This is a genomic window from Stenotrophomonas sp. Steno-Z1 (assembly GCF_056393175.1).
The window spans coordinates 127200-138683 of sequence record NZ_JBWJPB010000009.1; the positions used below are offsets into that span (position 1 = coordinate 127200).

At 70.4% G+C, this 11484-nt stretch carries 10 protein-coding genes; 8 read left to right on the forward strand and 2 right to left on the reverse strand.

Going from position 1 to position 11484, the window contains the following annotated elements; genetic code table 11:
* Nucleotides 1-64: 64 nt before the first annotated feature.
* From AC06FD_RS18375 to AC06FD_RS18410, 8 genes are all read left to right on the forward strand, one after another.
* On the forward strand, nt 65-1363 hold the full coding sequence (locus AC06FD_RS18375; RefSeq protein WP_394164237.1) for a putative DNA modification/repair radical SAM protein: 1299 nt from the start codon (nt 65-67) through the stop codon (nt 1361-1363).
* 1 nt (nt 1364) lies between these two features.
* Nucleotides 1365-2828, forward strand: coding sequence for a UdgX family uracil-DNA binding protein (locus AC06FD_RS18380; protein ID WP_478078565.1), 1464 nt, complete (start codon nt 1365-1367; stop codon nt 2826-2828).
* A 134-nt stretch (nt 2829-2962) separates the two neighbouring features.
* Entirely contained in the window at nt 2963-3979 is a 1017-nt protein-coding gene (locus AC06FD_RS18385) for a 3-oxoacyl-[acyl-carrier-protein] synthase III C-terminal domain-containing protein (protein ID WP_259209614.1), read from the forward strand.
* A 2-nt stretch (nt 3980-3981) separates the two neighbouring features.
* The gene (locus AC06FD_RS18390; RefSeq protein ID WP_478078566.1) at nt 3982-4974 is read left to right on the forward strand and encodes an NAD-dependent epimerase/dehydratase family protein; all 993 of its coding nucleotides are present in this window, start codon (nt 3982-3984) and stop codon (nt 4972-4974) included.
* The gene (locus tag AC06FD_RS18395) at nt 4961-5794 is read left to right on the forward strand and encodes an MBL fold metallo-hydrolase (protein ID WP_259209617.1); all 834 of its coding nucleotides are present in this window, start codon (nt 4961-4963) and stop codon (nt 5792-5794) included. The genes AC06FD_RS18390 and AC06FD_RS18395 overlap by 14 nt, the downstream gene beginning before the upstream one ends.
* Nucleotides 5791-6954 (forward strand): ATP-grasp domain-containing protein, encoded by a 1164-nt coding sequence (locus tag AC06FD_RS18400; protein ID WP_478078567.1) that lies wholly within the window; start codon nt 5791-5793, stop codon nt 6952-6954. Before AC06FD_RS18395 ends, AC06FD_RS18400 begins: the two co-directional genes overlap by 4 nt.
* A complete protein-coding gene (locus AC06FD_RS18405; protein ID WP_478078568.1) occupies nt 6951-8063 on the forward strand; it encodes a GNAT family N-acetyltransferase in 1113 nt (370 codons plus the stop codon). Before AC06FD_RS18400 ends, AC06FD_RS18405 begins: the two co-directional genes overlap by 4 nt.
* Nucleotides 8060-9073 carry a Rieske 2Fe-2S domain-containing protein gene (locus tag AC06FD_RS18410; RefSeq protein ID WP_478078569.1) on the forward strand — a complete coding sequence of 338 codons (1014 nt, stop codon included), beginning with the start codon at nt 8060-8062 and terminating at the stop codon, nt 9071-9073. Before AC06FD_RS18405 ends, AC06FD_RS18410 begins: the two co-directional genes overlap by 4 nt.
* A gap of 58 nt (nt 9074-9131) precedes the next feature.
* On the opposite strand, the gene AC06FD_RS18415 is transcribed toward AC06FD_RS18410, so the two are convergent.
* Entirely contained in the window at nt 9132-9563 is a 432-nt protein-coding gene (locus AC06FD_RS18415) for a CBS domain-containing protein (protein WP_259209626.1), read from the reverse strand.
* Between the two features lie 235 nt (nt 9564-9798).
* Nucleotides 9799-11166 (reverse strand): protein-disulfide reductase DsbD family protein, encoded by a 1368-nt coding sequence (locus AC06FD_RS18420; RefSeq protein ID WP_478078570.1) that lies wholly within the window; start codon nt 11164-11166, stop codon nt 9799-9801.
* Nucleotides 11167-11484: the final 318 nt, after the last annotated feature.

Below are 11484 nucleotides of genomic sequence, written 5' to 3' on the forward strand. Positions count from 1 at the left end.
GAACTCTTCATCTTCCGTACGGGCGATCTCACAGGATGAGACTGCCCTGCCCTAGCGTTTGCGCATGGAGACCATACGCAAACTGGCGATCCTGGCCGATGCCGCCAAATACGACGCGTCCTGTGCCTCCAGTGGCGCGGGGCGACGCGATTCGCGCGCGTCCGGTGGCATCGGCAGCACCGATGGCCCCGGCATCTGCCACAGCTACACGCCCGATGGCCGCTGCGTGTCGCTGCTGAAGATCCTGCTGACCAATTTCTGCATCTACGACTGCGCGTACTGCGTCAACCGCGTGTCCAGCAACGTGCAGCGCGCGCGATTCAGCGTGGACGAGGTGGTCGCGCTGACCATGGACTTCTACAAGCGCAACTACATCGAAGGGTTGTTCCTCTCCAGCGGCATCATCCGCAACGCGGACTACACCATGGAGCGCATGGTCGAGGTGGCACGCGTGCTGCGCGAAGAGCACCGCTTCGCCGGCTACATCCACCTCAAGACCATCCCCGAAGCGTCGCCGGAGCTGCTGGCCGCTGCAGGTCGCTACGCCGATCGTCTGTCGATCAACATCGAGTTGCCCACCGAGGCGGGCCTGGCCAGCTTCGCGCCGGAGAAATCGCTGCCCTCCATCCGCGGCGCGATGGGTGAACTGCGCTGGCGGATCGAAGAGGCGAAGGAGGCCCGGAAGGGCGATGCGGCCGCCGGTACCATCGCCACGCCCGCGCCCCGTGTGTCGCGTGCGCGGCCGCGCCCGCCGAAATTCGCGCCCGCCGGCCAGAGTACGCAGATGATCGTGGGCGCCGACGGCGCCAGCGACCAGCAGATCCTCACTGCGGCCGACAACCTGTACGGCAACTACCGCATGCGCCGGGTCTACTACTCGGCCTTCAGCCCGATTCCCGATGCCAGTCGGATCCTGCCGCTGCAGGCGCCCCCACTCGCACGCGAGCACCGGTTGTACCAGGCCGACTGGCTGCTGCGTTTCTACGGCTACGGCGTGGAAGAGATCACCGATACCACCCAGGGCGGCATGCTCGACCTGGACATCGATCCCAAGATGGCCTGGGCGATCCGTCATCCCGAGCGCTTCCCGGTCGACCTCAACCTGGCCCCCAAGGAACTGCTGCTGCGCGTGCCCGGGCTGGGCGTGCGCAACGTCAAGCGGGTGTTGATGGCACGCCGCCAGGTGCGCCTGCGCGTGGCCGACGTGGCGCGGTTGCGCGCGCCGATGAGCAAGCTGCTGCCGTTCGTGCAACTGGCCGACCACCACCCGCGCAAGCAGCTGGACGACCCCGCCACGCTGCGTGCGCGGCTGGCGCCGCCGCCGAAACAGGGCTCCCTGTTCGACAGCCCTGCCGCGCACTGAGATGGCACGCTGGACGGTACGCATCGACCCGGCGTGGTCGCTGGATGCCTGGCGCGATGCCGCGCGGCTGGCGCTGCGCCGGGGCGTGGCGCCGGAGCACCTGGACTGGCTGCAGGACCAGGAGCACTCCCTGCTGGACGCGCCGCCGCTGCCGGCGAGCGAGGACGCCGGCGACGGGACCGGCGACGCGCCCACTTACGTATCCAAGGCCTTCGTCGAGCTGGCCGCCACCTGCCTGTGCCATCGCGATCCGCAGCGGCTGCCGTTGCTGTACCGGCTGTTGTGGCGGATCGCCCGCGGCGAGCGCGGCCTGCTGTCCAACCCTACCGACCCGGACGTGCTGCGCGCGATGGCGCTGGCCCAGGCGGTCCGCCGCGACACGCACAAGATGAAGGCCTTCGTGCGCTTCCGCGAAGTGCCGGGCGAGCAGGATGCCTTCATCGCCTGGTTCGAGCCGGAGCACCACATCGTGGACCGCGTCGCGCCCTTCTTCGCCCGCCGCTTCACCGGCATGCGCTGGGCGATCCTGACCCCCTCGCGCAGCGTGCGCTGGGACGGTCAGGCACTGTCGTTCGGCGCGGGCGGCCGCCAGGCCGATGCCCCGCTCGAGGATGAGCGCGAAGCGCTGTGGCGCACCTACTACGCCAACATCTTCAACCCGGCCCGGCTCAACACGCGGATGATGCAGCAGGAGATGCCGGCCCGATACTGGAAGCACCTGCCCGAGGCCACGTTGCTGCCCGCCCTGGTGCGCGATGCCGGCGACCGCGTGCAGGACATGCACGACCGTGCCGCGCAGGCCCCGCAACGCCGTATCCCCGAGCGCAGCATCGCCCTGCGCGGGCCGGCCACCGCCACGGGCGACGACCTGGACGCGCTGCGCACGGCGGCCGCCGCCTGCCGCCGCTGCCCGTTGTGGGAGCCGGCCACCCAGACCGTCTTCGGCGAGGGGCCACGCGATGCCAAGGTGATGCTGGTGGGCGAGCAGCCCGGCGATGCCGAGGACCTCAGTGGCCATCCCTTCGTCGGCCCTGCCGGCCAGTTGCTGGACCAGGCCCTGGGCGAACTGGGCATTGATCGCAGCACCCTGTACCTGACCAACGCGGTCAAGCACTTCCGTTTCGAGCGGCGTGGCAAGCGGCGCATCCACAGCACGCCGCAGGTGACCCATATCAACGCCTGCCGCCCGTGGCTGCTGCGCGAGATCGAGCACGTGCGCCCGGCGGTGATCGTGTGCCTGGGGGCCAGCGCCGCCACGGCGGTGTTCGGGGCGGGGTTCAAGCTGATGGACAACCATGGCCGCTGGCATGCGCTGGAAGACGGCACGCGCGCTTTCGCGACGGTGCACCCGGCGTGGGTGCTGCGGCAACCGGCCGGCACCGCGCGCGACGCCGCGTACCGGTTGCTGCTGGATGACCTCGCCCGGCTGCCGCGCGCGGGCGACAGCGCCGACCCGGCCACCTGAGCCGCCGACGCCTGCCGCCGATCCCGCCTCCATTTGCTACCCTTCGCACCGTCGGTTGCACCCTGCAGCTACCGCGTGCCGTGGTTCGCTCCATCGAACAAGGCCGCGCAATTTCCTGCGAGGCGACGGCTCGAATGGATCACGACTTCCCCCGCCCCATCCCGCTGCGCATCGTGGCGACCGGCGAGTACATCCCGTCGCGCCGCATCGAGTCGAGCACGTTCGACCAGCGCTGGGGCAAGCCTGCCGGCTGGACCCGGCGCCATGCCGGCATCGATTACCGCCATTTCGCCGGTCCCGACGAATCCGCCTCGATGATGGCCGCACACGCCGCGCAGGACGCATTGCAGCGTGCCGGGCTGCGTGCCGACCAGGTCGACGTGGTGATCAGTGTCGGCGGGGTCATGGAACAGGCCATCCCCTGCACGGCCGCGCTGGTACAGCGGCGGCTGGGCCTGGCAGGCAGCGGCATCCCCGCCTTCGACGTCAATGCCACCTGCCTGGGCTTCCTGGTCGCCCTGGACCTGGTCGCGGCAACCCTGGTCACCCGGCGCTTCCGGCGCGCGCTGCTGGTGGCCGGCGAAGTTGCCTCGGCCGGGCTCAACTGGGACGACACCGATACGGCGGCGTTGTTCGGCGACGGTGGCGCGGCGGTGATCGTCGAGGCCAGCGAGGACGACACCGGGTCGTGCCTGCTCGCCTCGCACATGGAAACCTTCAGCGAAGGCACCGAGTTCTGCCAGGTCCGCGCCGGCGGGACGCGCGTGCGCCTGGCCGACGGCGCCGAAGCGTTCGCCGCTGCCTCGCACTTTGAGATGTCCGGGCGCTCCACCTACCGGCTGGCCGCGCAGAAACTGCCCGGCTTCATGCAGACGCTGTTCCAGCGCGCGGGCGTAACCGTCGACCAGGTGCCGTTGCTGGTGCCGCACCAGGCCAGTGCCAAGGCGCTGGACCACCTGCAACGCGCGCTGCGGCTGCCGCCGGGCTCGCTGGTGCGGATCCTGCAGACCCACGGCAACCAGATGGCGGCCTCCATTCCCCTGGCACTGCACCACGCGATCACCGCCGGCGACCTGCGTCGCGGCCAGCTGTTTGCGATGGTCGGCTCCGGGGCTGGCCTGTCCTTTGCCGGCGCAGTGCTGCGGTACTGAGCATGGCCCAGATCCTGGTCACCGGTGCCTCCGGCTTCATCGGCCACCATGTCGCCCTGCGGTTGGCCGCCGCGGGCCACCGGGTCATCGCCACCGGGCGTGACCGCACACGGCTGCAGACCGGCAACGACGCGATCGGCAGCGTCACGGCCGACCTGGCGAGCGACCCGCTCGATCCGTTGCTTGCCGGCTGCGAGGTCGTCGTGCACTGCGCCGCGCTCTCATCGCCGTGGGGCCGGGCCGCGGATTTCCAGCGCGCGAACGTGACCGCGACGGAGCGGTTGCTCCAGGCCGCGGGACGCCAGCAGGTGCGACGCTTCATCCACCTGGGCTCACCCAGCATCTACTTCCGGTTCGACGACCAGTACGGCCTGGGCGAGGCGTTCGAGCCGCCGGCACGCTGGATCACCGACTATGCCCGCAGCAAGTGGGAATCCGAGTGCCGGGTCCGCGCGGCCGCCGGCCCGCGCATGCAGACGCTGAGCCTGCGCCCGCGCGCGGTGTACGGCGAAGGCGATCGCGCGATCCTGCCGCGCGTGCTGGCCAGCGCCGCGCGCGGCTGGTTTCCGCTGGTCAACGGCGGGCGCGCCCTGATCGACGTCACCCACATCGACAACCTGGTGGCGCTGGTCGCGCACTGCGTGGACGCCGAGCTGCCCGGCGATGGGCGTGCCTACAACGTAAGCAACGGCGCGCCCGTGCAGGTGCGCACGCTGCTGGAAACGCTGTTCGCCGCACTCGGGATGGAGGTGCGGATGCTGCCGCTGCCGCGCGTGCCCGCCCTGGCACTGGCCACGGTGGCCGAGCAGCTGGCGCGGCTGCGGCCCGGCCAGCCCGAGCCGCGCCTGAGCCGTTACGGCGTCGGCGTGCTCGGCTATTCGCAGACGCTGGACATCGGCCGCGCGCGGCGCGAGCTGGCGTACCAGCCACAGACCGACCTGGGCGCCAGCCTGGCCCGCTACGCCGACTGGTGGAGGGCGCATGGTCACGCTTGAATGGCGGCTCTACGAAGCCGGGTACTGCACGCATCCCGAGCGGGCCACCCGCCAGGGCGCGCCCGCGCGTGCCTGCGAGTTTCCTGCGCTGGTGGCGCTGCTGAAGCACCCGACGCTCGGCTGGATCCTGTTCGACACCGGCTATTCCGAGCACTTCCTGCAGGCGACGGCGGCGTTTCCCGAGCGGTTGTACCGCATGGTGACCCCGGTCCACCTGTCGCCACGGGCATCGCTGGCCGCCCAGCTGCGCCGCGACGGCATCGCCCCCGGCGACATCGCCTGGATCGTGGTATCGCACCTGCATGGCGACCACATCGGCGGCCTGGCGGATTTCCCGCAGGCCCGCGTGGCCTGTTCGCGCGAGGCCTGGGACGACCTGCAGGCACGCACGCGGGTGGGCGCGCTGCGCATCGGCCTGCTGCCGGCGCTGCTGGCATCGTGGAAGGACACCCCGCCGCGGTGGTTCGAGGCGCAGGCCAGCGTGCCACTGCCGCCACCGTTGGACGCGTTCGAGCGCGGCATCGACCTGTTCGGCGACGCCAGCCTGCTGCTGGTGCCGCTGCCCGGGCATGCCGCCGGCCACTACGGCGCCGTGTTCGACGACGGCCACGGCCCGGTGTTCCTGGTGGCCGATGCCAGCTGGTCGTCGCAGGCGATCCGCGACAACACGCCGCCCCCGGCGCTGGTCACCGCGTGGCTGGGCAGCACCGCCATCTACCGCGACACGCTGGCGCGGCTGCATGCGCTGCACCACGCCGCGCCAGAGGTCCGCCTGGTGCCTTCGCACTGCCCGGAATGGCGCCCGGAGCCGCAGGCATGAGCGGCCGGGTACTGATCCTCGGCGGGCGCGCCCCGGTCGCGCTGGACCATGCGCGCCGCTTCCATCGCCTCGGCTGGCACGTGCAGGTGGCCGACAGCATTCCCTGCCGGCTGACGGGCTGGTCATCGGCGGTGGCCGCGACCCACGCGCTGCACCCGGCGCGTTTCGACGCCCGGGGTTTCGCCCGCGACCTCAACCGCATCGTCCGCGAGCAGCGCATCGACCTGGTGCTGCCCACCTGCGAAGAAGCGCTGCACCTTGCACGGCACCGCGCCGCCCTGCCGGCATCCCTGCACGTGGCCGTGGACGCCTTCGACACACTGGCCGCCCTGCACAGCAAGTGGGACTTCCTGCGCATCGCCCGGCAGCACGGCATGCCGGTGCCGGACAGCGCCCGCGTGCACACACTGGCACAGGCGCGTGAGTGGGCGCAGGGGCGCGCAGTGGTGCTGAAGCCGGAATTCTCGCGCTTCGGCGTGCACGTGCGCCTGTACCCGCAGGGCATTCCCGCCGATGCCGCCGTGCTTCCCGCGCTGGGAGCCTGGGTGGTGCAGGACTACCTCGCCGGCGATGAGCTGTGCAGCTACGCCATCGCCCACCAGGGCCGGCTGCTGGCCCATGCGATCTATCGCCCCACGCATCGGCTTCGCCGCAGTTCCAGCTACTACTTTCATCCCGTGCAGCGGCCTGCACTGCGGGATGCGGTCGCCGCGCTCGTCCGCGGCACGCACTACAGCGGCCAACTGTCCTTCGACTGGATCGAGACCGCCGACGGCAGCGCGCGGGCCCTGGAGTGCAATCCCCGCGCGACCAGTGGCCTGCACCTGTTCCCCAGCGACGTCGACCTGCCGGCCGCGCTGCTCGGCGAAGGCGGACTGCGTGAGCCGGTGTCGCCCCGGGCGCGGATGATCGCCGTGCTGATGGCCACCGCGGGCCTGCAGGATGCGTTGACGCGTGGGCAGCCTGGCGCGTGGCGCGCCGACTGGCGGCGCGCCGACGACGTCATCGCCGTCCCCGGCGACCGCCGGCCCCCGCTCGGCAGTCTTCTCGATCTGGCCTCCTACGGCCGGTTGGCGCTGCGCCAGGGCTGCACCCTGCGCGAAGCGGCCACGCGGGATATCGAGTGGGATGGCGAACCGCTGCAGGCCGTGCAGGAATGAACGCAGCGGCCGCCGCGGACGCACGCTTCGCGGCCAGCGCACGGGCCTTCGCAGCCCTCCACGCCGGGCCCGGCGCGGGCACGCGGGTACCCAACCTGCATGCGCGCATCGACACCCTGGCCACCGCGGCCGGCGACCTGCCCGTCAGCGTGCATGACGGCCGCGCCGGCGATGCCTGGGTCTGCTCTCCGCGCACCACCTACGCCGACTACGCCGCCGAGGAAGGCGCGCGCTACCTGCCGGCCTGGGCCGCACCGCTGTCGCTGCGCCTGATCGCCTCGCTCGGCGGTTCGCTGCAGTGGAGCGGGATCGACCACGCGGTGTCGATCAACAACTGGCTGCTGTCCACCAACCTGTATCCCGCCCTCGCCCTCGTCGACCCCGCCGCCCTGCTGCAGGAAGCCGTCGCCCGCTGGCCCGGGCACACCGTGTGGTTCCGCTCGCTCAACGCGCACGACAATGCCGATTGGCTGGCGGCGCTGCAGGCGGCCGGTTGCCACCTGGTCACCAGTCGCCAGGTGTATCTGTACGACGATGTCGACCTGCGGGCGTGCCGACACGGCAACCTCAAGGCGGACCTGGCGCTGCTGCGGAAGACCCCCTTGCGGCATTGCCGCGACCAGGACGTCACCGACGCCGACTACGCGCGCATCGCCGAGCTCTACGCACTGCTCTACATCGGCAAGCACTCGCGCTTCAATCCCGTGTACGACGCGCAGTTCCTGCGCCTGTGGCACCGCGCCGGCCTGCTCACCTTCGAAGGCTTCCGCAGCGACGACGGCCGCCTGGCCTGCGTGCTGGGCCTGTTCCGGCAGGGCCGCACCGCCACCGCCCCGATCGTCGGCTACGACACCGCGCAGCCGCAGAAGATGGCGCTGTATCGGCTGGCCACCGCGTGCGCCTATCGCGCCTGCCTGGACAACGGCTGGCGCCTGAATTTCAGCGCCGGCGCCGCCGGCTTCAAACGGCTGCGCGGCGGGGTGCCGGCCATCGAATACAGTGCCGTGTACGCGCGGCACCTGCCCCGGCGCACGCGCACCGCGGTCGCCGCGCTGTCCACCCTCACGTGCCGGCTTGGCACGCCCCTGCTGCGCAGATTCGGCCTATGACCGCCTGGCATCCCTTGTTGTTCACCCACTGGTACGCCGTGGCCCGTTCCGACGAGGTCCGCGCCCGGCCCGTGGCCGTCACCCTGCTGGACACGCACGTGGCGCTGGCACGCACCGAAGGCGGCACGCTGATCGCGCTGGAGGATCGCTGCCCGCACCGCCATGCGCCGCTGTCGGCCGGCTGCGTCAGCGGCAAGCGTCTGGCCTGTCCGTACCACGGCTGGTCGTTCGATGCCGATGGGCGGCTGTGCGAGGTACCCGGCCTGCCGTCGGACACCGCACCACCCACTGTCCGCGTGCGCCACTTCGCCACCTGCGAACTCGATGGGTTCATCTGGCTGCGCCCCGGCGATGCCGGCGCCGACCAGCCCCATGCGATGATCCGCGCGACCGACCCGCGCACCCGCCGTTTCCTGTGGCGCACGCGCTGGTCGGCGCACGTGGTCGATGCAATGGAGAACTTCCTGGATCCCCTGCATACGCATTTCATCCATGCCGGACTGGTCCGGCGCGATGGGCAACGCGTGCAGGCCACGGCGCGGTTCAGTCCCACCGACGCTGGCTTCACGGTGGACTATCGCGGCATGCCGTCGCAGTCGGGGCTGCTGTATCGGCTGTTCGAATCCGAGCGCACGGCCGAGCGTGCCCACTTCGCCGCCCCGGGCAGTGCCCGCCTCGAGTACGGCTACGCCAACGGCAGCCGCGTAGTGATCGACCTGCACTTCACCCCGCGCACGGCCGCGGAGACCGATGTGTTCATCACCCTGCACGTCGAGGGCCGCTGGGCGCCGGCGTGGGCGGTGCGCGTGTTCGCCTGGCCGTTCCTGAAACGGGTGAATGACCAGGACATGGCCATGCTCGGGCTGCAGGCGCGGAACAAACGCCGGTTCGGGCAGCGCAAGGGCGCCTCGACCTCGCTCGACATCGTGCGTGGCACGTTGGAGCACTTCTGGACACACGGGGAGCTGCCGACGGACGCGCCGGCCCACGACGTACGGATGATGCTCTAGACGCGCACGTGCCGGTCGCAGGACCGGCACGTTGCGCTATCCGATACCGACGGTGGCGTCAGTGCGCCGCCATGTAGATATCCTGCAGCACCGCCTTTTCCAGCTCCAATTCGCTGAGCAGGTTCTTGACGATATCGCCCAGGCTGAGGATGCCGACCAGCTTGGCGTCCTCGGTCACCATCAGGTGGCGGTGGCGCGAGTAGGTCATCAGCGCCATGGCCTGCTTCAACGTCGCATCCGGCGCAATGCCTTCCAGCCCTGCCGACGGCAAGGTGGCGATGACCCGACGGCCCGCCTGCGGGCCGTCATCGGCCAGGCTGCGCACGATGTCCTTCTCGGAAATGATCCGGACCGGTGCATCGTCCTTCATCACCACCAGGGCGGCGATCTTGTGCGCGCTCATCTTGTGCGCGGCAGCACCGATCGTGTCGTCCACATCAATGGTCACGATGGTTTCTTTCTTGGATTGCAGGAGTTCGCGGACGTTCATTCTTGTTTCCTGTTACAGGTTACTGAAGTCGAGAGATGCGCCTGGTTGCAGCGGGGCCGGCAGCACGGCATGCGCCCGGCCCTCGGTCACTCGATTCTACGACCGCCTCCTGGCCCGGGAGTTTGCAAATCTGGGACAGATCGTCGTTGAAAACCGCTGACGACCCCGAGAATGGCACCGCGGATAAAACCGTCGCTGAATGCCAGCGCCAGGCCCGGCTAAAGTTCAGCCAGGGTCAGTCGCGTGGCGCCTGCACGCCGGTGTCCGGCGCCGGCGCCGGCACCGCGCCGTCCACCGGCGCCAGGGCACGGCGCATCACGTCCAGGGTCAACACCTGCGGCAACACCTCGCCCTGCTGGTGCGGGCGGTAGAGCACGTACAGCGGGATGCCCGGCGCGTTGTGCGCTTTCAGCAGTTCTCCCACCAGCGGGTCGCTGTGGGTCCAGTCGGCCTTCATGTACACCGTCGCGGTGTCCTGCACCAGGGACTGGAAGCGCTCCGTGCCCAGTACGGTCTGCTCGTTGGCGATGCAGGTGATGCACCAGTCGGCGGTCACGGTGAGCAGCACCTGCCGACCCTCCTGGCGAGCCTGGGCAAGATCGCGGGCGAGGTACGGCGTGGCGCCTGTCAGCTTCGACGGCCGCGTGGCCGCGCCGTCGTCCGTCGGCACGCGCTGCACCATCACGACCGACAGCAGGCTGGCACCAATCACCACCGCCCCCAGCGCCTTGCGCCAGGCCTGGCTGCGCCAGCGGCCCTGTTCGAACAGCCACAGGCCCAGTGCCAGCACCACCGCGGCAACCAGGATGATCGCGACGGCGTCCATGCCTTTCTGGTTCCCCAGCAGCCAGACCAGCCACACGGCCGTGAGCAGCATCGGGAAGGCCAGCAGCACCTTGAGCGTTTCCATCCACGCACCCGGCCGCGGCAGCCAGCGCCCCAGCGCGGGGAAGAAGCCGATCAACAGGAACGGCAGCGCAAGGCCCAGGCCCAGCATCAGGAACACCAGCAACGCCGCGGCCCACGACGCACTGAACGCATACACCAGCGCCGGGCCCATGAAGGGCGCCACGCAGGGGCTGGCAACCACGCAGGCCAGTACGCCCGACCAGAAATCACCGGCATACCCGGTCTTTCCCAGCAACCGCTGTCCGGTGCTGCCGACCGCACCGCCCAGCGTGAACATCCCGGCCAGGCTCAGGCCCACCAGCACCATCAGCCACGCCAGCGCGGCCACGAACGCGGGCTGCTGCAGCTGGAAGCCCCAGCCCAGCACGCTGCCGGTGGAGCGCAGCGCCAGGATGATGGCGCCGATGGCGAGGAAGGACAGCAGCACACCTGCGGTGTAGGCAAGCGCGTGCCGGCGCAGCTGCGCCGGTTGGCTGCCGCTGCCCAGCACCGACAGCACCTTCAATGACAACACCGGCAACACACACGGCATCAGGTTGAGTACCAGCCCACCCAGCAACGCCATGGCCAGGACCGTGCCGAACGCGTCGGGGAGTGCAGGCGCCACCGCCAACGGGGTGGCCTGCGCCACGGTGGTGACCAGCAGCGCGGCAACGGCGAGCAGCAGGCGGAAAACGGGGTGTACCGAACGCATTGGGGTGTCCTGCCATATCGGGAGGCACTGCGCGGGTCGAGACGATCCAGCGCAGCGCGGGCCAACCACCGTAGTGGGAGCGCCCTGGCAGGTCATTGCAACAAGTACGAAAAGCACGCGGCCGCATTGCGCGGCCGTCGTGTGTCCAGGCATCGATGACGGCAGGCCAGGCTGGCCTGCGCGTCCTGAGGTTACTCCACCGTTACGCTCTTGGCCAGGTTGCGCGGCTTGTCCACGTCGGTGCCGCGTGCCAGCGCGGTGTGGTAGGCCAGCAGCTGCACCGGGATGGTGTGCACCACCGGGCTGAGCACGCCGGCA

Coding starts and splice junctions, on each gene's coding strand:
- AC06FD_RS18375 (WP_394164237.1), top strand. CDS start 65: ATGGAGACCATACGCAAACTGGCGATCCTGGCCGATGCCGCCAAATAC.
- AC06FD_RS18380 (WP_478078565.1), top strand. CDS start 1,365: ATGGCACGCTGGACGGTACGCATCGACCCGGCGTGGTCGCTGGATGCC.
- AC06FD_RS18385 (WP_259209614.1), top strand. CDS start 2,963: ATGGATCACGACTTCCCCCGCCCCATCCCGCTGCGCATCGTGGCGACC.
- AC06FD_RS18390 (WP_478078566.1), top strand. CDS start 3,982: ATGGCCCAGATCCTGGTCACCGGTGCCTCCGGCTTCATCGGCCACCAT.
- AC06FD_RS18395 (WP_259209617.1), top strand. CDS start 4,961: ATGGTCACGCTTGAATGGCGGCTCTACGAAGCCGGGTACTGCACGCAT.
- AC06FD_RS18400 (WP_478078567.1), top strand. CDS start 5,791: ATGAGCGGCCGGGTACTGATCCTCGGCGGGCGCGCCCCGGTCGCGCTG.
- AC06FD_RS18405 (WP_478078568.1), top strand. CDS start 6,951: ATGAACGCAGCGGCCGCCGCGGACGCACGCTTCGCGGCCAGCGCACGG.
- AC06FD_RS18410 (WP_478078569.1), top strand. CDS start 8,060: ATGACCGCCTGGCATCCCTTGTTGTTCACCCACTGGTACGCCGTGGCC.
- AC06FD_RS18415 (WP_259209626.1), bottom strand. CDS start 9,563: ATGAACGTCCGCGAACTCCTGCAATCCAAGAAAGAAACCATCGTGACC.
- AC06FD_RS18420 (WP_478078570.1), bottom strand. CDS start 11,166: ATGCGTTCGGTACACCCCGTTTTCCGCCTGCTGCTCGCCGTTGCCGCG.